19 protein-coding genes are annotated in these 22,148 nt (G+C 63.4%); 7 read left to right on the plus strand and 12 right to left on the minus strand.

Going from position 1 to position 22,148, the window contains the following annotated elements:
* The first annotated feature begins 386 nt into the window (after window positions 1-386).
* Entirely contained in the window at window positions 387-755 is a 369-nt protein-coding gene (locus PQR32_RS23030) for a helix-turn-helix transcriptional regulator (protein ID WP_408232076.1), read from the plus strand.
* Here the strand turns inward: PQR32_RS23030 and PQR32_RS23035 are convergent.
* The gene (locus PQR32_RS23035) at window positions 742-2,025 is read right to left on the minus strand and encodes a tyrosine-type recombinase/integrase (RefSeq protein WP_408232079.1); all 1,284 of its coding nucleotides are present in this window, start codon (window positions 2,023-2,025) and stop codon (window positions 742-744) included. The two genes, PQR32_RS23030 and PQR32_RS23035, sit on opposite strands and share 14 nt — an antisense overlap.
* A gap of 224 nt (window positions 2,026-2,249) precedes the next feature.
* Between PQR32_RS23035 and mutS the strand changes: the two genes are divergently transcribed.
* Both mutS and PQR32_RS23045 read left to right on the plus strand, forming a co-directional pair.
* A complete protein-coding gene (gene mutS / locus PQR32_RS23040) occupies window positions 2,250-4,889 on the plus strand; it encodes a DNA mismatch repair protein MutS (RefSeq protein WP_408232081.1) in 2,640 nt (879 codons plus the stop codon).
* On the plus strand, window positions 4,876-6,234 hold the full coding sequence (locus PQR32_RS23045; protein ID WP_408232084.1) for a hypothetical protein: 1,359 nt from the start codon (window positions 4,876-4,878) through the stop codon (window positions 6,232-6,234). Before mutS ends, PQR32_RS23045 begins: the two co-directional genes overlap by 14 nt.
* Here the strand turns inward: PQR32_RS23045 and PQR32_RS23050 are convergent.
* The gene (locus PQR32_RS23050; protein ID WP_132373872.1) at window positions 6,214-6,753 is read right to left on the minus strand and encodes an FKBP-type peptidyl-prolyl cis-trans isomerase; all 540 of its coding nucleotides are present in this window, start codon (window positions 6,751-6,753) and stop codon (window positions 6,214-6,216) included. The two genes, PQR32_RS23045 and PQR32_RS23050, sit on opposite strands and share 21 nt — an antisense overlap.
* A gap of 32 nt (window positions 6,754-6,785) precedes the next feature.
* Between PQR32_RS23050 and PQR32_RS23055 the strand changes: the two genes are divergently transcribed.
* Window positions 6,786-8,036 carry a JmjC domain-containing protein gene (locus PQR32_RS23055; protein ID WP_408232087.1) on the plus strand — a complete coding sequence of 417 codons (1,251 nt, stop codon included), beginning with the start codon at window positions 6,786-6,788 and terminating at the stop codon, window positions 8,034-8,036.
* A gap of 232 nt (window positions 8,037-8,268) precedes the next feature.
* Window positions 8,269-8,544, plus strand: a complete 276-nt coding sequence (locus PQR32_RS23060) for a hypothetical protein (protein WP_408232090.1) — start codon at window positions 8,269-8,271, stop codon at window positions 8,542-8,544.
* A 144-nt stretch (window positions 8,545-8,688) separates the two neighbouring features.
* Here the strand turns inward: PQR32_RS23060 and yoaA are convergent, their stop codons facing one another.
* The 3 genes from yoaA to PQR32_RS23075 form a co-directional block, all read right to left on the minus strand.
* Window positions 8,689-10,962 carry a DNA repair helicase YoaA gene (yoaA, locus tag PQR32_RS23065; protein WP_408232093.1) on the minus strand — a complete coding sequence of 758 codons (2,274 nt, stop codon included), beginning with the start codon at window positions 10,960-10,962 and terminating at the stop codon, window positions 8,689-8,691.
* A 64-nt stretch (window positions 10,963-11,026) separates the two neighbouring features.
* Window positions 11,027-11,245, minus strand: a complete 219-nt coding sequence (locus tag PQR32_RS23070; protein WP_007181361.1) for a DUF465 domain-containing protein — start codon at window positions 11,243-11,245, stop codon at window positions 11,027-11,029.
* Window positions 11,246-11,372: 127 nt separating this feature from the next.
* Window positions 11,373-12,269, minus strand: a complete 897-nt coding sequence (locus PQR32_RS23075; RefSeq protein WP_408232244.1) for a hypothetical protein — start codon at window positions 12,267-12,269, stop codon at window positions 11,373-11,375.
* Here PQR32_RS23075 and PQR32_RS23080 point away from each other — a divergent pair.
* On the plus strand, window positions 12,151-12,534 hold the full coding sequence (locus tag PQR32_RS23080; RefSeq protein ID WP_408232250.1) for a hypothetical protein: 384 nt from the start codon (window positions 12,151-12,153) through the stop codon (window positions 12,532-12,534). The genes PQR32_RS23075 and PQR32_RS23080 overlap by 119 nt on opposite strands.
* A 145-nt stretch (window positions 12,535-12,679) precedes the next feature.
* Entirely contained in the window at window positions 12,680-15,028 is a 2,349-nt protein-coding gene (locus PQR32_RS23085) for a Tex family protein (protein WP_408232097.1), read from the plus strand.
* On the opposite strand, the gene PQR32_RS23090 is transcribed toward PQR32_RS23085, so the two are convergent.
* The 7 genes from PQR32_RS23090 to hflC form a co-directional block, all read right to left on the minus strand.
* On the minus strand, window positions 14,930-15,256 hold the full coding sequence (locus PQR32_RS23090) for a hypothetical protein (RefSeq protein WP_408232100.1): 327 nt from the start codon (window positions 15,254-15,256) through the stop codon (window positions 14,930-14,932). The genes PQR32_RS23085 and PQR32_RS23090 overlap by 99 nt on opposite strands.
* Before the next feature lie 9 nt (window positions 15,257-15,265).
* Window positions 15,266-17,152 carry a potassium transporter Kup gene (locus PQR32_RS23095; protein ID WP_408232103.1) on the minus strand — a complete coding sequence of 629 codons (1,887 nt, stop codon included), beginning with the start codon at window positions 17,150-17,152 and terminating at the stop codon, window positions 15,266-15,268.
* 283 nt (window positions 17,153-17,435) lie between these two features.
* Window positions 17,436-18,026 (minus strand): phosphoribosyltransferase, encoded by a 591-nt coding sequence (locus PQR32_RS23100; RefSeq protein ID WP_408232106.1) that lies wholly within the window; start codon window positions 18,024-18,026, stop codon window positions 17,436-17,438.
* Between the two features lie 3 nt (window positions 18,027-18,029).
* Window positions 18,030-19,376 (minus strand): adenylosuccinate synthase, encoded by a 1,347-nt coding sequence (locus tag PQR32_RS23105; RefSeq protein WP_408232109.1) that lies wholly within the window; start codon window positions 19,374-19,376, stop codon window positions 18,030-18,032.
* A 216-nt stretch (window positions 19,377-19,592) separates the two neighbouring features.
* Entirely contained in the window at window positions 19,593-20,744 is a 1,152-nt protein-coding gene (locus PQR32_RS23110) for an ATP phosphoribosyltransferase regulatory subunit (protein WP_408232112.1), read from the minus strand.
* Between the two features lie 255 nt (window positions 20,745-20,999).
* Window positions 21,000-21,191, minus strand: a complete 192-nt coding sequence (locus PQR32_RS23115) for a DUF2065 domain-containing protein (RefSeq protein ID WP_007181354.1) — start codon at window positions 21,189-21,191, stop codon at window positions 21,000-21,002.
* A gap of 44 nt (window positions 21,192-21,235) precedes the next feature.
* Window positions 21,236-22,138 (minus strand): protease modulator HflC, encoded by a 903-nt coding sequence (gene hflC / locus PQR32_RS23120; protein WP_408232115.1) that lies wholly within the window; start codon window positions 22,136-22,138, stop codon window positions 21,236-21,238.
* Between the last annotated feature and the right edge of the window lie 10 nt (window positions 22,139-22,148).

Consider the following 22,148-nt stretch of genomic DNA (forward strand, 5'->3'; position numbering starts at 1 on the left):
AGCAAGCGCAGATTTCCCGCTCACCCCCGCCACGCAAGGCTTTGCGGTCTGCGCGTCGCGCAGAATCACTCCCGAATCCCTTATTGAACAAAGGTATTCTTATCATGCAGCATTCCCTTTATTCGCTTATCTGCGATGCGGCGAATACCTTTACTACTTCTTAGTCGTATATCGAAGTGTCCGAAAACGTCAGGGTCAGACATTTCGCACAGTTGCGTCTGCTCTAGCCGCAGAATATAGTTGCGTCCACAACGGCAGAACCTGCGAGCGCAGGGGTCTGCCGTTTTTCGTTAACGGACCATGAAGACATGAGCGAGAACCCATTTTTTTCCGCCTTTTTTGAAGGCTTCAGGTCAGCTCGCCAGCGCGAGCGTGCATCGCATACCTTGTACAAGGCCCTCGAAGCCCGTAACGCGGCTATTCAGGACGTTGGCGGCGGATCGTCGCCAGCGCCGCGCGCACCGCGCACGCAACGCCGCACATCGGCACGCAAACCGAGCAAGTCGGGGGATGATGGCGAAGACGGGCCCGCGCCAGCGCGCCGCGGCATCGAGCCGATCTTTCTGGACCTCGATGGCGTGGCCGATGCGGTCGCGCTTTCCACGCGCGGCGTGCAGCGGCTGGTGCAGGCGGGGGATTTTCCGAAGCCCCGCGCCGTCAGCGGGCGGCGCGTGGCGTGGCTTGTAGAGGATGTTCGCGCGTGGGCCCGCAAGACGCCCGTCGCTGAAATGCTCCCGCCTCCTAGTGGGGCTTAATGTGCTCGGAGGCGAGGCGCTCTAACTCGGCGCTTAGCTTCGTCAGCCAGAGTCGTTTCTCGGCGTCGTAGCGGTGCAAGTTGTAGACGCCTTGGATTCCGGGCGGCATATGACCCAAGCATGCCTCTGCGACCTCGCTGGGGCAGCCGAGCGCGGCGAGAGTGGTCCGGACTGTTCGGCGCAAGTCATGCGGCGACCATTTTTCAACCGGCAGGCGCGGGCGCTCCCAGTTCGGGCGAGTCTTCGAGTGAGGCATATGGAACCAGACGGCGGTCTGAATGACCTTCTGCTCAACGTGGCCGCCAGTCTCAGACGGGAACAGGAAGCCCTTGCCATGCACGCCCATGCGCCTGCGTATGATCGTCTCGGCGCGGCCCACCAGCGGCGTACGCATGTCGGTTGCGTGGGCTCGCTTCGCGTTCTTTGTCTTTGCCTTTGGGATCGTGAGCCAGAGACCATCTGGCTCCTCTGTGAGCCATACGCCTTCGATGGCGCATATCTCAGCGCCCCGCAAACCGGTCCACAGGTAACAGGTCAAAACGTCATCGCAGAGCCGCGAGAGGTTCGGCAGCCACGGTATCAGCGTCCCGAGTTCGGTCGCGCTCAGGACTCGCTTCGTGGTCACCTTCTCGCCAGCCACGATCCGTCCAGCGGATTGCAACTTTCCGCGTAGTATGTCGCGCCAGTGGTTCGGGGTATCGTCAGGGAGCCTTCCAGAATCCAGCGCATAGGTCCAGGCCGCGCCAATCTCAGCCTTCAGCTTCGCGGCCTGCACCGGGATCGCCTCATGGCTCTTGATTAGGTCGAACGCGTCCCGGCGCGTGATCGCGTGAGCGTCCTTCGCGGCCAGTTTGTCGGGGACCATCTTCGCGAACATGCGGCGCACTTCAGCCGCGCCCTTCTCTTTGCGATGAACATTGACGTGACCATGCACGTAGTCGCGCAGCACGTCGGCAACCGTCAGCGAGTCATTGGCCTTCGGCGCATCGTCCGAGCCCGCTGTGCGCGCCGTACGTCGCGCGGCGGCCGGGTCCTCGCCACTATCCCGAGCCGAGCGCAGCTTCTCCCAGTTATGGACGGCGGTCGCGACGCTCATTTCCGGCCATGTGCCGATCTTCACCTGGCCGAGCCGACCATCAGGCGTGCGGTAACGATACGTCCAAGTCTTCCGACTGGCGCTTGCGATAAGCCGCAGGCCGGGCGCTCCATCAATTAGAATGTGCTGCCCGGCAGGCAACAATTTCGCCGTTCGTGGGTCGAAGCCTTTCATGATGTCAGTATAGGTTTTCCCGGCGCAGCCCATGCCGAGCCGGTATAGGTTTACGATACCACGGGTCGAATTTCCTATACTAGCGAGTGGAACGTACTGGCGTGTTGTGGCGCTTTCTGGCGCGAACAGAAGACGTATGCAGAACCGGCAGAACCAATAGGAGTAAGGCATTGCAGGCAGCAACCCCAAGCCCAGTAACGGATAGCGATAAGTCACACACGCCCATGATGCAGCAGTACCTGCGCATCAAGGCGGATCATCCGGGCACGCTGGTGTTCTACCGGATGGGCGACTTCTACGAGCTCTTTTTCGAAGACGCGGAAAAAGCCGCACGTCTGCTCGATCTGACACTCACGCAGCGTGGCGCGTCGGCGGGCAATCCGATCAAGATGGCCGGCGTGCCGCATCATGCGGTCGAACAATATCTGGCGAAGCTGGTGAAGCTCGGCGAATCCGTCGCGATTTGCGAGCAGATCGGCGATCCGGCTACGTCGAAGGGCCCGGTCGAGCGCAAAGTGGTGCGCGTGGTCACGCCGGGCACGCTCACGGACGCCGCGCTGCTGTCCGACAAAAACGATGTCTATCTGATGGCCATGTGCGTCGCGCATAACCGTCGCGGCGTCGCGACCAGCGTCGGCCTGGCATGGCTGAATCTGGCGAGCGGCGCGTTGCGCCTCGCGGAGGTCGCGCCCGACCAGGTGGCGGCCGCGCTCGAACGCATTCGTCCCGCGGAAATTCTGGTGGCCGACACGCCCAGCGACTCGGCAAGCTGGACGCCGCCGGCCAATGCGGGCGCCCTCACCCGCGTGCCGGTCTGGCACTTCGACGTCACCTCGGGCACACAGCGCCTGTGCGATCAGCTGGAAGTGGCGGGCCTCGACGGCTTCGGCGCGCATTCGCTGACCTGCGCGTGCGGCGCGGCTGGCGCGCTGCTGCTGTATGCCGCCGCCACACAAGGTCAGCAGTTGCGTCACGTGCGCAGCCTGAAGGTCGAATACGAATCCGAATATATCGGCCTCGACCCCGCCACGCGCCGCAACCTCGAACTCACGGAAACACTGCGCGGCACCGAATCGCCCACGCTGTGTTCGCTGCTCGACACCTGCTGCACGACCATGGGCAGCCGTCTGCTGCGTCACTGGCTGCATCATCCGCCGCGCGAATCCGCGGTGGCGCAGGCGCGTCAGCAGGCGATCGGCGCATTGCTCGACGCGCCGCCGGGCGCGAGCGTCGATTCGTTGCGCGGCGCGTTGCGGCAGATTTCGGACATCGAGCGGATCACCGGGCGTCTCGCGCTGCTGTCCGCGCGGCCTCGCGATCTGTCGAGCCTGCGCGATACCTTTATCGCCTTGCCCGAGTTGCGCACGCAGCTCGCGGCCGTTTCGCCGAATGCGGATTCGCTGGCGCGCATCGACGCTTCGCTGGAACCACCGCAGGCCTGCGTCGAACTGCTCAAGCGCGCGGTCGCGCAGGAACCGTCGGCCATGGTGCGCGACGGTGGCGTGATCGCGCGCGGCTATGATGCGCAACTGGACGAGCTGCGGGATATTTCGGAGACCTGCGGGCAGTTCCTGATCGACCTCGAGACACGCGAGCGCGCACGCACGGGCATCGGCAATCTGCGCGTCGAGTACAACAAGGTGCACGGCTTCTATATCGAAGTCACGCGCGGTCAGACCGACAAGGTGCCTGACGACTATCGCCGCCGCCAGACGCTGAAGAATGCCGAGCGCTACATCACGCCGGAACTGAAAACGTTCGAGGACAAAGCGCTGTCCGCGCAGGAACGCGCGCTCGCCCGCGAGCGCTCGCTCTACGACGCGCTGTTGCAGGCGCTGCTGCCCTTCATCCCGGATTGCCAGCGGGTTGCTTCGGCGCTCGCCGAACTCGATCTGCTGGCGGCCTTCGGCGAGCGCGCCCGCGCGCTCGATTGGGTCGCACCGACGTTCTCCGCGGACGCCGGCATCGAAATCGAACAGGGGCGGCATCCGGTGGTCGAGGCGCAGGTCGAGCAGTTCATCGCCAACGACTGCGCGCTCACGCCCGAGCGCAAACTGCTGCTGATCACCGGCCCGAACATGGGCGGTAAATCGACCTTCATGCGGCAGACCGCGCTGATCGCGCTGCTCGCCTATGTGGGCAGTTACGTGCCCGCGCGGCGCGCCGCATTCGGGCCGATCGACCGCATCTTCACGCGCATCGGCGCAGCGGACGACCTCGCTGGCGGCCGCTCGACCTTCATGGTCGAGATGACCGAAGCCGCCGCGATTCTGAACGACGCCACGCCGCAAAGTCTCGTGCTAATGGACGAGATCGGCCGCGGCACGTCCACGTTCGACGGGCTCGCGCTGGCGTGGGCGATCGCGCGGCATCTGCTCGCGCACAACGGCTGCCATACGCTGTTTGCCACGCACTACTTCGAATTGACGCAGTTGCCGGCGGAGTTTCCGCAAGCGGCCAACGTCCATCTCTCGGCGGTGGAACACGGGCATGGCATCGTGTTCCTGCACGCGGTCAGCGACGGTCCGGCGAATCAGAGCTACGGTCTGCAGGTCGCGCAACTCGCGGGCGTGCCGAACGCGGTGATTCGCGCGGCGCGCAAGCATCTCGCGCATCTCGAACAGCAGTCGGCCGCGCAACCCGCGCCGCAACTCGATCTGTTCGCCGCGCCTATGCCGATGCTGCTCGAAGATGCGGACGACGAGCGTGACGATGCCAAGGCGGAATCGGCAACGTCTCCCGCCATGCAGGCGCTCGTCGAGCGTCTGCGCGGCATCGATCCAAACGATCTGCGGCCACGCGAAGCACTCGATCTGCTGTACGAACTGCACGAACTGGCCGCCGCGCCGGATGCGGATCATTGACGCACACAGGCCCCCGCAGCGTCCGCGCAAGCTTCGCGCGGCGCTGACCGTCGCCCTCACGCTCTCGGGTGGCGGCGTGCCGCTCGCGGGACTGTTCGCGGGGTTGTCAGGTTTCGCGCCGGCGGCCTACGCCGATACGCCGCGCTACACCTTCGCGGTCATCGCCAACACGATGCAAAGCGCCGCCGACGAAGCGCCCACGCAGCGGCTGATCGAAGCGATCAGCCGCGAGCGCGACATGTCGTTCATCGTGTACGACGGCAATCTGAAGGGTGCGAAAGAGGCTTGCCGCGATGTGCTTTACGAGCGTCGCCACGCGCTCCTCGAAACGTCGCGGCCCGCCCTGTTCTTCATTCCCGGCCAGCATGACTGGGCCGATTGTGGCACGGCCGAAGCTGGCGGCTTCGATCCAATCGAGCGGCTCGATCAGTTGCGTCAGACGCTCTTCGCCGACGCCACCTCGATGGGTCAGAACCCGATCGCATTGACGCGCGAAAGCGAAGTCTCGCGCTTTCGTCCCTATCGCGAGAACGTGCGCTGGCAAGTGGGCGATACGGTGTTCGTCGGCCTGAATGCGCCGAGTCCGAACAATCATTATCTGACCGCGGGCGGGCGCAACGGCGAATTCGAAGACCGCGTGATCGCCAATGCATTCTGGCTGGAACACGCGGGCGAATATGCGAAACGCCGCGACGCGCGTGCGATCGTCGTGTTCATTCAAGGTGACCCGGACCCTGAGCGCTACGAACGGCCCGACCGTTTTGCCTGGCTGCGTTTTGCGCGCAACACCCGCCGCGACGGGTTTCTCGAATTCAAACGTAGCCTCGTGAAGCTCGCGCAGATTTTCCGCGGACCCGTGCTCGTGATTCATTGCGACGACGAGCGCGCGAGTGCCGGCTTCGTGATCGATCAGCCGCTACGCAATGACAAAGGGATGCTGGTGACGAATCTCACGCGTGTCGCGCTCGCGCCGCATGATCGTCTTAATCAGTGGATTCAGGTGGATGCGGATCTCGGCAGGAGACCGCCGTTCCGCGTAAGCGTGCGTGATGTACCGAAGCAAATACCGATGCCCACGGCGCAACCCGTACTGCCGCGCGATGAACCGGCCGCGTCGATGCCGGCTGTACCGGCGCTCGGACCCGCGTCGGAATTGCCGCCGCTGTTGCAGACGCCCGGGGAGTCGCAACTGGATCAGCAACCGCGCATACCGGCGGATCAGGGCGGCGGTGGCTACGGACCGGCCACGTCGACGCCGCCCGCGTCAGCCTCACAGCCGCACACGCCGGGCGCTTCTTCAAGCGTACCCGGCATGCCTGCAAGCTCAGTGCAGCGTGGGCCCTGACTTGTCTTCTTCGTCGTCCTCGTCTTCGTCGAGGACTTCGAGGCCGTCGGCGCCGTGCGCGTGTTCGTGCTGGATTTCGTCTTCAGTCGCCGGACGCACGTCTTTCACCGTCAGCGCGAAACGCAGCGCCATGCCGGCGAGCGGATGGTTGCCGTCGAGCACGACTTTGTCTTCCGCGACGTCGGTCACCACGTAGACGAGCGAGTCGAGATCCTCGTCGCCTTCTTCCGGCGTGCCTTCGAATTGCATGCCGACTTCGAGCGGTTCCGGGAAGCGATTGCGCGGCTCGATCTTCACGAGATCAGGGTCGTACTCACCGAACGCGTCTTGCGGCTCGAGCTGGATCTGAGTCTCGAAGCCGGCCTCGTGGCCGTCGAGCTCTTCCTCGATCTTGGGGAACGTGCCATCATAGCCGCCGTGCAGATAGACCATCGGCTCGTCGCTTTCTTCAATCAGATTGCCCTGCGCATCCGACAGCTTGTAAGCGACCGACACGACGGTGTTCTTTGCGATTTTCATTCGATTCTCCAGAATACAACTCACATTATACGATGCCCAAGCGGCCCACTGACCACCCGGCCGACGCAGCTTCGGCACGGAATTCGTCGCCGGCTTCAAAGCCGGCTGTTCCGGTTCTCCCGCCTTCGCCAGACACGCCGACCCCACTGCTCGGCAATCTGACGCCGTCGCAATTCATGCGCCGCTACTGGCAGAAAAAGCCGCTGCTGATTCGCCAGGCGATCCCGAACGTCGAAGCGCCGCTCTCGCGCGACGAATTTTTCGAGCTGGCCGATCAGGACGAAGTCGAAGCACGCCTGATCACGCATTTCCGCAATAAATGGCAACTGGAGCACGGGCCATTTGCACCGGACGAACTGCCGTCGGCGAAGCAGCGCGCATGGACGCTCCTCGTGCAAGGCGTGGATCTCTACGACGATCGCGCGCGGGCCTTGCTGGACCGTTTTCGCTTCGTGCCGGACGCGCGTCTCGACGATCTCATGATCTCGTATGCAAGCGACGGCGGCGGCGTAGGCCCGCACTTCGATTCCTACGATGTGTTTCTTTTGCAAGTAAAAGGCAAACGGCGTTGGCGCATCAGCGCGCAGATAGATCTGACACTGCAAGCCGGTTTGCCTTTGAAAGTTTTACAGAATTTCCAGCCCGAAGAGGAATGGCTGCTCGAGCCGGGCGACATGTTGTACCTGCCGCCGCACATCGCGCACGACGGTATCGCCGAAGGCGAATGCATGACCTGCTCGATCGGTTTTCGCGCCCCCTCCGCGGGCGAATTGACCGCGCAGTTCCTCTATCATCTAGCCGAGCGCGGCGAGGCGGCGGGTCGGCCGGGCGCGCTTTATCGCGATCCGCAGCAGCCTGCCGTCGAGCGTCCGGCCGAACTCCCCGCGGCGCTGGTCGAGAGGGTTGGCGCAATCCTTGCTCGCATTAAATGGAATGAGCAGGATATTGCGTCGTTCCTTGGCACGTATCTCAGCGAACCCAAGCCGAGTGTCGTCTTTGATCCGCCGCAAAGGCCGCTTGATGAAGCCCGTTTCATCAGTCAGGCATCGAAGTCGGGTATTCGGCTGGACCGCAAGACTAATTTGTTGTACAACCGCCGTTTTTTCTTCGTAAATGGAGAGGAAACGTCATTCAATGGCGCAAAAAAGTGGTTGTTTGACCTCGCAAATCATCGCTGTATGAGTGCGAAACGCTTTGTAACACTCTCACACGATTCGTCGGTGACAGCACGGCTACACGAGTGGTATTGTGCGGGCTGGATACAAGTGGGCGAGCTTGCGTAACTCTGCCTGCCTGCTATACCGTACAGTGAAATTTTGTATGAGAAAGACAACGTATTGACCCCGGATTTATGGATTGTCAGTACGAAAGTGCATATAATTTCCGCCCAAGCCGTAGGGAAGATTCGAGCTCGTCAAAAGAGCTTCTCCACCAGCGGCCCAGGTCGGTGTTGGAGCACATTACCGGTTTTATTTTGCGCTGTTGCTTACCTTTAAACCATAAAAGGACGTGATCATGAAGAAATCCCTCCTCGTAGCATCCCTGTTGGCAGCTGTGGCACTGGCTGCATGCAACAAGAGCAACGACCAAGCCGCTGCCCCGGCTAGCGACGCAGCTGCTGCTTCGGCACCGGCTGCTGCAGCTTCGGATTCGGCTGCTGCTGCTTCGGGTGCTGCTGCTGCTGCGAGCGACGCTGCTGCTTCGGCTTCGGGCGCTGCCTCGGACGCAGGCGCTGCTGCTTCGGACGCTGCTGCTTCGGCTGCTGCTCCGGCTTCGGGCGCAAGCCAGTAAGCTGTCGCATAGGGTTCGCCTCTGGGCGGAAACTGCACCGGGACATCATCGCGATTTCCCGGGCAGTAAAGCAAAACGCCACGGATTCACATCCGTGGCGTTTTGCCATTCAAGCGCCGCTTTTTACAGCGGCGTTCGTTGATTCTAATCAGCCTGATCAGCCTTTTGCGCCGGCGTAGCGTTCTCTTCGAAGAACTCGCGCACCACCTCGATCTCACGTGTGCGTTTGAATGGCGGCAGACTCTGCCAGATACGGCGCCCATACGGTTTGTCGACGAGGCGCGTGTCGCAGATCATCAGCACGCCGCGATCGGTCTCAGCGCGAATCAGACGGCCCGCGCCCTGCTTTAGCGTAATCACGGCCTGCGGCAACTGATGCACGGCGAATGGGCTCAAGCCTTTCTTGGTCAGTGCGTCGAGACGTGCCGACAGAACCGGGTCGTCAGGCGGCGCAAACGGCAGCTTGTCGATCACCACTAGGGACAATGCGTCGCCGCGCACGTCCACGCCTTCCCAGAAGCTCTGGCTGCCCACCAGAATCGCGTTGCCGTAGGAGCGGAAGCGCTCCAGCAGTTCGGTGCGGCTCGCATCGCCCTGCACCAGCAGCGGGTAGTCCCAGCCGCGTGCTTCGATCGTGTCGCGCAGCTTGGCCGAGATGCGGTCCACCGCGCGCAGCGTCGTGCACAACATGAAGACGCCGCCGCCCGACGCTTCGATCGCCGGCAACGCGGCGTCGAAGACGGCGTCGGTGAACATCGGCGATGACGGCTGCGGCAAATTGCGCGGCACGTACAGCAGCCCTTGGGTCGGGTAGTCGAAGGGACTGGGCAGTGTCATCGAGCGTTTCGCGTTCAGCCCCATCTGCGCGGCGTAGTGCGTGAAATCGCCGCGTACCGACAGCGTGGCCGACGTGAAGATCCACGCGCGCGGCACACCGGCGCGCTGTTTCGCGAAGATCGGCGCGACCGACAACGGTGTTTCGTGCAACTGCACGGTATGCGAGAAGACTTCGATCCAGCGCACCTTTTCGTTCGGGTCGGCGCGCTCGGTTTTGCCGTCGGCAGAGGCGGCGTCAGCGGCTTCGCGCTCGGTCTGCGTGGGCGGCGTGGTCCAGCCGGCGAGCACGCCTTGCAGCTCGCGTGCGCGGCGCAAACACGCGCCGATCGATTCGGCGCGCTCGGCCTGACCCGCCAGCGCGGACGCCAATGCATCGAGTTCCGTTTCGAGCGTTTCGAGCGCGGGGAACAACGGATGATCGTCAGGCAACTGGCCGATCGACAAGCGCACCGAGTCTTCCTTGAAGGCAAGCCGCACATCGCGCGCGGCGCGCTCGAGCGTGGCGCCGAGCTTGACCCAATCGACTGTTTCACGCGCATGCCCCAAACCTTCGGCCACTGAATCGCGAGCGAGCTCGAGAAACTGCGTGGTCGAAAGCGTCTCGCCGAAGAACAGCGTCGCCGTCTCGGGCAGCTGATGCGCTTCGTCGAAGATGATCGTGTTGGCGGTGGGCAGCAACTCTGCCATGCCCGTATCGCGCAACATGATATCGGCGAAAAACAGATGGTGATTCACCACCACGATATCCGCCTGCTGCGCCTCGCGGCGCGCCTGCATTACAAAGCAGTCCTTGTAATGCGGGCACTCCTGGCCGAGACAGTTTTCGCGCGTGGACGTGACCATCGACCACACCGCGGCCGTTTCGGGCACGCTCGCGAGTTCGGCCTTGTCGCCGGTGCGCGTGATCTTCGCGAAGCGCACGATGTCCTGCAGATACGAGGTTTCCTGGCGCGACGGCAGACGGCCATTATCCGCGGTGCGCTGCAAATAGTAGTGGCACAGATAATTCGCGCGGCCCTTGAGCATGGCGACCGACACCGGCACCGCGAGCGCATCGCGCACGGTCGGAATATCGCGCTGAAAGAGCTGATCCTGCAAATGCTTCGTGCCGGTGGAGACGATCACCTTGCCGCCCCACAGCATGGCCGGCACCAGATACGCATAGGTCTTGCCGGTGCCCGTACCGGCTTCGACGATCAGCGTGTTCTCGCTGCCGTCGAGCCCGCCCGATTCGGCGCCCTCAGCGGCCTCGGCGGCGGCCTCGGTACCTGCCCCCTGCAGACGCCGCGCCGGACGCTTCTGCGCCTCGAACATGGCCGGCTCGGGCATTGCGCGGCCCGACGCTTCCATAGCGGCGGCCACGGCGCGCGACATTTCGATCTGCGACGCGCGCGAGCGGTACCCGTCGATCTGACGGGCCAGCAAACCGTTGTCGGCGAAGATCTCGTCCAGTTCGGCAACGCGGCGCGGATTGAGCGACGCGCTCAGTGCGGACGCGGTGGGACGCGGCGCCGGTGTAGCGGCTCCTGCTGCGTCGTCGCCCGGCGTGGCACGGGATGAAGTTTCAAGCGGTGAATTCAAGGCAAGCGTTTCCTGCAAAGTCCGGCTCGCGCGGCGCGCGCCCGGCGCCTGCCAGGCCGCGAACTCAGGCGCGTGCGTCCGGTTCGAGCTGCAATTGCAGCAAGATGATGGTGTCCTTGACTTTGAGTTTGCGCTTTTTCAGGCGCTGCAACTCGAAGTCGTCGATGCCGGGCTCATCCGACATTCGGTCGATCAACCGATCGAGCCCACTATGCTCCGATTCCAGTTGCAGAATGCGGTCGCGAAGTGTGTCCGCGTTGATGACGTGATGTTGATCGCGCATGCTCGCCTCCTCTCGTCGATGGCGCGGGCTGCGTGTGCAGCCCGATACCTGAGGTTGCTGTCCGGCTTAAAACGCGTTACGGCGGCTACGGCCCTGCCACACACGCTCAGGGCCCACTCCAGCACGCTTACTGCTGTTGTTGCTGCTGCTTTTGCTGCTCTTCCTGTTGCTGCTGTTTCAACGCGTCCTGACGCTTCTGCTCGGCTTTCTCGGCCGCCTGTTTCTGACGCGCCTCCACGTCGGCCTTGTGCTGCGCCGCGTCCGTCTGCTTCTTCTCGAAGCTCTGCTGCTTCTGCACACGCTCCTGCGCCTTCTGCGCGCCTTGCGCACGCGCTTCGTCGAGCTTGCGCTGGAAGTCGCCCTGCTTCTGATCGTACGCCTGCTGGTTGGCCGCCGCCTGCGACGGGCTGATGCCGCGCTGCGCCTGATCCAGCGCATGCTGACGCTGCTTCTCCTGATAGGCCTGCGCATTCGCGCTGCGCTGCGGCGCCTCGGCGGCGCGCTGCGCCTGATCGAGCTGATGCTGACGCTGCTTGTCTTCGTAAGCCTGGGCGTTGCGCGCGTCTTCGGCGGCACGCTGCGGCGCGCTCGCTTCGTCCTGGGCGCGCTTGAGCGCGGCCTGCTCGTCACGCACGCGGGCGCGCTGCGTGCGCTGTTCGCCGTCGAGCGCGAGCTGTTCCTTGCGAATGTCGGCCTGCACCGAGCGCATGCTGTCGCGCGCCTTATTCAGGCAATAGTTGACGAAGAACTTGCTATAGCAGTCGTGTTCCGCGACGCCGTAGCGATAGGTGTTCTCCTCGGTGCGCTGATCCAGGACTTTTTGCCGCGCGTCGAAATCGCTGCCCGACGATACCGCGTTGCCGGCGTTGTCCATGCCGTCGGCGTTCGTGGCGCCCTGCGCCTTCGTGACGCTCATGACCTGTGGGCCCGACGCGGCGGCCGGCGTCAAGGCGCCTGCGGGCCGCGCGGCGCTGCTGCTGGCTGGCGTCGCGGATTGCGCCACGGCAGGCGTGGATACGGCCAACGCGGCGGCCAGCACGCACGACGCGCACGACGCAAAAAACACCCCACGGGAGAGGAACGCGGAACTGGACACGGAGCGCGGCGCTGACACGAGCGAGGCGGACGAAGAACGTGGCAAACCCGGCGACGAACCCGGCGACAAAAACAGCGGCAAGTGTGACAAGCGAGAGACCAAGCGGGAGCCCAGGCAGTTGAGGGACAAGGAGATCGGCAACGTCGTAGAGGGTCAACGGAACATGCCCGAAATTCTATCACCCTGCGGTTGAGCCCTTTTGCATTTATGGCAAAATGCCCCGCTCCAGCAACCTGGTCGCAGCGCGCACGCCCGGCCTGCCCCGACGTGCCCCACGTGCCCCCACGTGGCGTCAACGCTCGGCCCCCGAACTGAGTCCGCAGGAACACCAAGACCTTATGACGGAAACCGTAGCACTCAAGATCGTACAGCGCATCGCCGCCGAACTGTCCGTCCAGCCGCGCCAGGTCGCGGCCGCGGTGCAACTTCTCGACGAAGGAGCGACTGTTCCGTTCATCGCCCGCTACCGTAAGGAAGTGACCGACAATCTCGACGACACGCAACTGCGCAACCTCGAGGAACGCCTGCTGTATCTGCGCGAGCTGGAAGACCGGCGCGCCGCGATCATCGCCAGCATCGACGAACAGGGCAAGCTCACCGACGAGCTGCGCACCGCGATCGAAGGCGCGGACAGCAAGCAGGTGCTGGAAGACCTGTATCTCCCGTACAAGCCGAAGCGCCGCACGCGCGCACAGATCGCCCGCGAAGCCGGCCTGCAGCCGCTCGCCGACGCGCTGCTGGCCAATCCCCTGCTCGACCCGCAAACCGAAGCCGCGGCGTATGTGGACGCCGAGAAAGGCGTCGCCGAAGTAAAGGCCGCGCTCGACGGCGCGCGCGACATTCTCTCGGAACAGTTCGGCGAAACGGCCGAGTTGCTCGGCAAGCTGCGCGACTACCTGTTCAACCAGGGCGTGGTGTCGTCGAAAGTGGTGGAAGGCAAGGAAAACGCCGAGGAAGAGAAGTTCCGCGACTACTACGACTACGCCGAAACGATCCGCACTGTGCCGTCGCATCGCGCGTTGGCGCTGTTCCGCGGCCGCAATGCGGGCGTGCTGATGGTCAAGCTGGGCTTGGGCGAGGAACTCGACGCGCAGGTGCCGCATCCGGGCGAAGCGCTGATCGCGCGCCACTTCGGCATCGCCAATCAGAACCGGCCGGCCGACAAGTGGCTCTCCGACGTGTGCCGCTGGTGCTGGCGCGTGAAGGTGCAGCCGCATATCGAAAACGAACTGCTGACCAATCTGCGCGACGAAGCCGAGCACGAAGCGATTCGTGTGTTCGCGCGCAATCTGAAAGACTTGCTGCTCGCGGCGCCCGCCGGGCCGAAGGCCGTGATCGGCCTCGATCCGGGCATGCGCACCGGTGTGAAGGTGGCCGTGGTCGATCGGACCGGCAAGGTGCTTGCCACCGACGTGATCTATCCACACGAGCCGCGCCGCGACTGGGACGGCTCGATCGCCAAACTCGCGCGCATCTGCGCGCAGACGCAGGCTGAACTGATCAGCATCGGCAATGGCACGGCGTCGCGTGAAACGGACAAGCTCGCGAGCGAACTGATCGCGCGTCATCCGGAATTCAAGCTGCAGAAGATCGTCGTGTCCGAAGCCGGCGCGTCGGTGTACTCGGCCTCCGAGCTCGCGGCGAAGGAATTCCCCGACATGGACGTGTCGCTGCGCGGCGCGGTGTCGATTGCGCGGCGTCTGCAGGACCCGCTCGCGGAACTGGTGAAGATCGAGCCGAAGGCGATCGGCGTCGGCCAGTATCAGCACGACGTGAATCAGCGCGAACTGGCCCGCTCGCTCGATGCGGTAGTGGAAGACTGCGTGAACGCGGTCGGCGTGGATGCGAATACGGCGTCCGTCGCCCTGCTCGCCCGCGTCTCGGGTCTGAATGCCACGCTGGCGCGCAACATCGTCGACTATCGCGATGCGAACGGCCCGTTCCCGTCGCGCGAGCATCTGCGCAAGGTGCCCCGTCTGGGTGACAAGACGTTCGAACAGGCCGCCGGGTTCCTGCGCATCAACAACGGCGAGAATCCGCTCGACCGCTCGTCGGTTCACCCGGAAGCGTATCCGGTTGTCGAACGCATGCTCGCGAAGATCAGCAAGCACGTCGGTGAAGTGCTGGGCAATCGCGACGCATTGCGCGGTCTATCGCCGGCGGAATTCGTCGACGATCGTTTCGGCCTGCCGACCGTGCGTGACATTCTGCTCGAACTCGAAAAGCCGGGCCGCGATCCGCGTCCCGAGTTCAAGACCGCGACGTTCCGCGAAGGCGTCGAGAAGGTCAGCGATCTGACGCCGGGCATGGTGCTCGAAGGCGTCGTGACGAACGTGGCGGCGTTCGGCGCGTTCATCGACATCGGCGTGCATCAGGACGGCCTGGTGCACGTGTCGGCCATGTCGACGAAGTTCATCAAGGACCCGCATGAAGTCGTCAAGGCCGGGCAGATCGTCAAGGTGAAGGTGCTGGAAGTCGATGTGAAGCGTCAGCGTATCGCCTTGACGATGCGGATGGACGACGAGGTCGGTGCGGCGACGGCACGCAGCGGCGGCGGTGCGCAGCAGGATCGTGGCGGCGCGGGCCGCTCAGGTGGCGGTGGACGCGGCGCGTCGCAACAGCGCTCGCGCGAACCGGAATCGGGCGGCGCGATGGCGGCTGCGTTCGCCAAACTCAAGCAGAAGTAAGTTCGCTGCGTTTAGGGCGCGTGGTTCGCTCACGCGCCTGTTGAGCTTGTTGAGCTTGTTGAGCTTGTTGAGCTTGTTGAGCTTGTTGAGCTTGTTGAGCTTGTTGAGCTTGTTGAGCTTGTTGAGCACCGTGCGGTGCTCGATCACTCGATCAAGCGCCAAACGAAAAGCCCACGCAATGGCGTGGGCTTTTTTTCGCACCTTGGACGTGAGGCGCTTGAAAATCACCGGTGACCGTCAGATCTCGATCTTGGTCCCCAACTCCACCACCCGATTAGCCGGAATACTGAAGAAGTCCGTCGGCTTCGCAGCGTTCTGATGCATCCATGCGAACACACGTTCGCGCCACACCGACATGCCCGGCAATTGCGTCGGCACCACCGTTTCGCGCGCGAGGAAGAACGACGTGTCCATCATCTCGAAGGTCATGTCGCGGGTGCGGCCGACTTCGAGCAGCACCGCCTTCACGTCCGGCGTTTCGTTGAAACCGTAGGCCGCCTTGACGAGATACAGGCCGCCGTCGATATCCTTGACCGTCACACGCTCCGAGTCGTTCACGTACGGAATGTCGCGCGTCACGAAGGTCAGGAAGATGGTGCGCTCATGCAGCACCTTGTTGTGCTTCAGATTGTGCAAAAGGCTCACCGGCACGAGCGACTCGCTGCCGGTCAGATAGATCGCCGTGCCCGACACGCGATGCGGCGGATGCGCGAGCAAGCCCTGCAGGAACGGCATGAGCGGAATGCCGTCGGCGGCCGTGCGCTCCTTGACGATCATGCGGCCCTTGAACCAGGTCATCAGCAGGAAGAACAGCAACGCGCCGATGCCGAGCGGTAACCACCCGCCCTCTTCGACCTTCAGCAGATTGGCGCCGAAAAATCCTAAATCAATCGTCATGAATACGCCGATGATCAGCGCTACCAGCAGCTTGTTCCAGTTCCACACGTTCACCATCACGACGCAGGCGAGAATCGTGGTGATCACCATGGTGGCGGTCACAGCAATACCGTACGCGGCCGCGAGATTGTCCGAACTCTTGAAGGCGATCACGATGCACAGGATGATGAACAGCAGCATCCAGTTCACCACCGGCACATAGATCTGCCCGATCGCCAGTTCCGACGTGTGGAGGATCTTCATGCGCGGCACATAGCCGAGCTGGATCGCCTGGCTCGTCAGCGAATAGGCGCCGGAGATCACAGCCTGCGAGGCAATCACGGTTGCGACGGTCGAAAGCACGACGAGCGGCAGCAACGCCCAATCCGGCGCGAGCAGGAAGAACGGATTTTCGATCGCCTTCGGATCATGCATCAGCAGCGCGCCCTGGCCGAAATAGTTCAGCACCAGCGACGGCATGACCAGCACGTACCACGCCATGCGGATCGGTTTCGCACCGAAGTGGCCCATGTCGGCGTACAGCGCTTCGGCGCCGGTCAGCACCAGCACGACCGAGCCGAGCACCACGTAGGCTTGCAGCACGTGTGCGGCCATGAAGGTGTAGGCGTAGTACGGGTTCAGCGCGCGGATCACATCCGGCGATTGCAGAATGTGCCACAGACCGAGCACGGCGAGCACTATGAACCACACCACCATGATCGGACCGAACAGACGGCCCACCATTGCCGTGCCGTGCCGTTGAATCCAGAACAGCAGCACGAGAATCACCATGGTGAGCGGCAGCACCAGATGTGAAAGATGCGGCGCGGCGATCTCCAGACCTTCGACCGCGGAAATCACCGAGATGGCCGGCGTGATCACCGCGTCGCCATAAAACATGCAGGCGCCGAAGATGCCGAGCATCATCAGCAAGCCGGCCATTTTCGACTTCTCGCTGAGCGAGCGAAGCGCCAGCGCCATCAACGCGAGAACACCGCCCTCGCCGTTATTGTCCGCGCGCATCACGAACAACACGTACTTGATGCCGACCACGATCACGATCGCCCAGAACAGCAGCGAGATGACACCGAGAATGGATTGATCCGTCAGCGGAATGCCGTGCGAGGGGCTGAAGGCTTCTTTCAGCGAGTACAACGGGCTCGTGCCGATATCGCCGAACACCACCCCGATCGCAGCGATGGCGAGGGAAGGCAGAGGCTGTTTGTGCACGTGATTGTTATCTGTCATAAACGCGAGGAAATCCGTTCCCTGAGCGGAAAAAACGACCGCCATTCTAAACTGCCAGCATGGCGCCGCCCGGCTTGTTGTGGATACACCACGTGATGGTCCGCGCAGTGTAGCACTGCGATATGAACGCGTCTGCTGCGCGAGTCGCATTGCCGGCATCGACGATGCGCGGTTTGCGAAGCGCGCGCGCACGGCCCGCAAATAAAAAAAACGGAGCCCATTGGGCTCCGTTTTGCGAGACTACGCAGGGTACGACGCAACACGTTCGGCGCCGAAGTGCACATCACTCCCCCGACGACTCCTGCGCTTGTTGCATGCCGCGCTTGATCCAGGCGCTGAGGTTATGCGGACGAACCGTGTCCCACTCCTCGAACGGTTGATGGATCCACGGATTGGTGGGCAGATACTGCACGTGATAGTCGGGCTTCACCTTCGAGCAGCCCTTGTACCAGAGCACCGCTGAGCGCACCGCGGTGATCGCCGGATAACGCTCTTTCAGATGCTGCTGAACACGCGCGAGCGTCACGCCCGAATCGACGAGGTCGTCGACCAGCAGCACGTTGCCGTGCAGCTCGCCACGCGTCATGGTGATGTATTGCGCGATGTCGAGTTCGCCCTGCTCCGTGCCGGCCGCTTCACGATACGAACTCGTGGCGAGAATCGCCAACGGCAGATCGTAGATACGCGAGAGCTGATCGCCGACGCGCAGACCGCCGCGCGCGAGGCACAGGATCTTGTCGAACTTCCAGCCCGACTCGTGCACCTGCAACGCCAGCAATTCGATCAGCCGGTGATACTCGTCCCAGCCGACCCAGAGGTTCTTGTCGTCGTTGCGCGGATCTTTCATCGCAATCATGGGTACACCTTGCACCATGGCTTAAACCTTGAACGGATGACGAAGCAGAATCGTTTCGTCGCGATCCGGACCGGTCGACACCATGTCGATCGGAATGCCCGCGACTTCCTGCACACGCGACAGGTACGCACGCGCATTCGCGGGCAGCTTGTCCCATTCCTTGATGCCGACGGTGCTTTCCTTCCAGCCCGCGAAGGTTTCGTACACCGGCTCGCAACGCGCGACTTCCGACGCGCCGCGCGGCAGCAGATCGACATTCTTGCCGTCGACCGTGTAGCCGACGCACAGCTTCACTTCGTCGAGACCGTCGAGCACGTCGAGTTTGGTCATGCACAGACCCGACACGCCGTTGATCTGGATCGAGCGACGCAGCGCGGCGGCGTCGAGCCAGCCGGTGCGGCGCGGACGGCCGGTGACCGAGCCGAATTCCTTGCCGACGGTAGCCAGTTCGAGACCGATCGATTCCTGACGGGCGGCGTTGTCCGCGTCGTACAGTTCGCTCGGGAACGGGCCCGAACCGACGCGCGTGCAATACGCCTTGGTGATGCCGAGAATGTAGTTCAGCTTTTGCGGACCCACGCCCGCGCCCGACGTTGCCGCACCCGCCACGCAGTTGCTCGACGTGACGAACGGATACGTGCCGTGGTCGATGTCGAGCAGCGTGCCTTGCGCGCCTTCGAACAGCAGGTTGCTGCCGGCGGCGTTCGCGTCGTACAGACGGCGCGATACGTCCGTGACCATCGGCTTCAGACGGTCGGCATAGCTGAGCATCGTGTCGAGCGTTTGCTGGAAATCGACAGCGGCGACGCCCAGGTATTGCGTCAACACGAAGTTGTGATAGTCGAGGTTTTCACGCAGACGTTCGGCGAAAGTTTCCGGCTCGAACAGGTCCTGCACGCGCAAACCGCGGCGTGCCACCTTGTCTTCGTAAGCCGGGCCGATGCCGCGGCCGGTGGTGCCGATCTTGCCCGCGCCACGGCGCGCTTCGCGGCCCTGGTCGATGGCGATGTGATACGGCAGGATCAGGGTGGTGGCTTCGGAAATGAAGAGGCGATTCTGAACGTCGACCCCGGCGGCTTCGAGCTCGCCGATTTCCTTGAACAGCGCTTCCGGCGACAACACGACGCCATTGCCGATGTAGCACGCGACGCCGGGATGCATGATGCCCGACGGAATCAGACGCAAGATGGTTTTCTTGCCACCGATGATAAGCGTGTGACCGGCATTGTGACCGCCCTGGAAGCGAACGACGCCTTGAGCGTGGTCCGTCAGCCAGTCGACGATCTTGCCCTTGCCCTCATCACCCCACTGGGTTCCCACGACGACGACGTTACGCCCGGGGTTCACATTCACTGCGCTGGCAGACATGTTGTTTCGTAAGCTGGTTAAAAACGTATTCTACCTATGTTCGCGGAACCTTCCGAATTTTTCCGTTTCCGCTCAACGGTATGCACGTTATGTTGGGTATTGCGAAAGTAGCGCGACCGGTGGCCGCGCCGCGTTTTGACGGCACGTTCGACGCCGTCTGACATGCCCTCAGGATCGCCCTCGGGCGGGTCCAAACGGAACACTCAGGCAACGCGCTCAGGCGCGCGGTTCGACGACCCAATTGCCGTTGCGCTCGACCAACACGCGGTCAAACGCGAATTCGTCCAGATCGTGTTCATGGCCGGGCAGCGCCTGAATCACCACTTCGCCAGCATCGCGCAATGCCGCGACGCTCACACGCAGTGCTTCGTCGTGCTGCCACGGCGCGAGAATCGCGCTGCTGCGTGCCTCGACCGGCGAAATCCGGGCCACTTCGCGCAGATCGAGCGAAAAGCCGGTTGCCGCGCGCGCGCGGCCGTACGCCTGACCCACGTGGTCGTAACGGCCACCGCGCGCTACGGCGTTCGGCACGCCGTCCACGTACGCCGAAAACATCACGCCGCTGTGGTAAGCATAGCCGCGCAGATCGGCGAGATCGATCATCACTTCGGCGCCGTCCACCTGGCTCGCGAGGAACGCAAGGTCGTCGAGCGCGCGGGCGATGGCCGGCGCGTTCGGCAAGCGGGCGCGGGCTTCGTCGAGCACCGAGGCGTCGCCGTACAGCGTGGGCAGCGCGCGCAAGGCGTCGCGGATCACCGGCGTGAGGTTGGCCGTCAACTCGACGAGGCGCGGCACGTCCTTGCCCGCCAGCGCGTCGTAGAGCGACTGTCCGAGATCGGCCGCGGCCGGCTCGGCTTCGATCAAGGCGGCGAGAACGCCCGCGTGGCACAAATCGAGGCGCACTTTCGCGAGGCCGGCCAGACGCAGCGCGTCGAGCATCAATTGCTGGATTTCGAGGTCCGCTTCGAGGCCGGCGTGTCCGTAGATTTCCGCGCCGATCTGGATCTGCTCGCGCGTGGCGTGCAGGCCGCGCGGACGCGTATGCGCCACGTTGCCCGCATAGCAAAGACGTGTCACGCCCTGGCGATTCAGCAGGTGCGCGTCGATACGCGCGACCTGCGGCGTGATGTCCGCGCGCAGACCGAGCGTGCGCCCGGACAGTTGATCGACCAGTTTGAAGGTCCGCAGATTCAGATCGTGTCCACCTCCGGTCAGCAGCGACTCGATGTACTCGAGCAACGGCGGCATGACCATCTCGTAGCCGTACGAACGGAAACGGTCCAGCAAATGGCGCCGCAATTCTTCGATCTTGCGGGCTTCCGACGGCAGCACGTCGGCAATATTTTCGGGAAGTAACCAGGTCGACATCGATACAGTCCTACGACGTTGAACACGGCGGCTAGGTGCGCCGGTAAGTGAGTGTGAATGGCGGGCGGCGGCTCGATTTTGGCGGCCATCGCGGGCGTCTGGATTGCCTGCAGCGACCGCATCCGGCTTTTGGCCGCAGGGCCGATGCACTACGTCGCGTTCAGGCCGCGGCAGACGACGGCGGCGGCTTGCTTGCGACCGCGGGGCTAAGACGCGCCGCAGTCGGGCCGCGAAGCAATCGGCAAACAGGCCTCGTCAGGTCACGATAAACAGCAGGATCAGCCCGAGCACCATCACGATCAGGCCGCCCACGCGAATCTGGTGCGGCGGCCGTTCCGCTATTTTACGGAACGTGTCGCGCCAGGCGCTCGGAAAAACGAAGGGAAACATTCCCTCGATAATCAGCATCAACGCGATCGCGAGCAGTAACGAGCCGGCTATATCCATGCGAGTTAAAGGGCCGCGATGCGGGTGCCGCGGCGTTCCGGTTATCAGGGTTTGCGCGGGACCGCGGGAGCGTCCGGGGCGGCGCCGCCGGTCGGGCTACGCATGAAACGGAAGAACTCGTTGCTCGGGTCGACCACGATCACGTCGCCCGGTTTGAAGGTGTTCTTGTACGCCTGCATGCTTTGATAGAACTGGTAGAACTGCGGGTCGGTGCCATAAGCATCGGCAGCGATTTGCGCTGCCTTTGCATCGCCTTCGCCCTTGATGGTTTGCGCCTGACGATAACCGTCCGCGAGAATCGCCTGTTGCCGGCCGACCGCGTCTTCCTTGATTTTGTCGGCTTCGGCGGTGCCCTTCGCGCGTTCGTCAGCTGCGACCTGCTGGCGCGCGGCGATCATGCGCTTATAGACGGAGTCGGCCATCGACGCGGGGAAATCGACGCGCGTCAACTGCACGTCGACCACCGACACGCCGAGCGATGCCGCGGCCTTGTCCATCGCGGCGCGCGCTTCGTCGGCGACGGCCTGCTGCCTCGCGAGCGCGTCGGACAGAGTGACCTTCGCGAACGCATCGCCGAGCGCGCTGCGCGACAGCAACGCGAGCCGGTCCGGCAGGCTCTGCGAATCGCCGCGGGTTTCGGCGAGCAGCTTGAGCGGATCCGTCACGCGGTATTTGAGGACCGGGTTGGCCAGCAGATCGATCTTGTCGGACGTCACGTAGCGGTCTTCGTCCGGTGCGTCGAGCGACTGGATGCGGTTGTCGACCAGCGTGACCGTTTGCAACGGCGGCGGCAATTTCACATGCAGGCCGGGGCCGAGCAGGCTCGGCGCCTCGTCGCCATGCGAGGACAGCACCGCCATGTGGCGCTGATCGACGACGAACACCATCGACGAAGCAGCGAACAGCACGATGACGACAGCCACCACGAGCGCAATGATCTTGTTCATGATGTGCGCT

The organism is Paraburkholderia dipogonis (genome assembly GCF_046027395.1).
In the GTDB taxonomy this organism is placed as follows: Bacteria; Pseudomonadota; Gammaproteobacteria; order Burkholderiales; family Burkholderiaceae; genus Paraburkholderia; species Paraburkholderia dipogonis_A.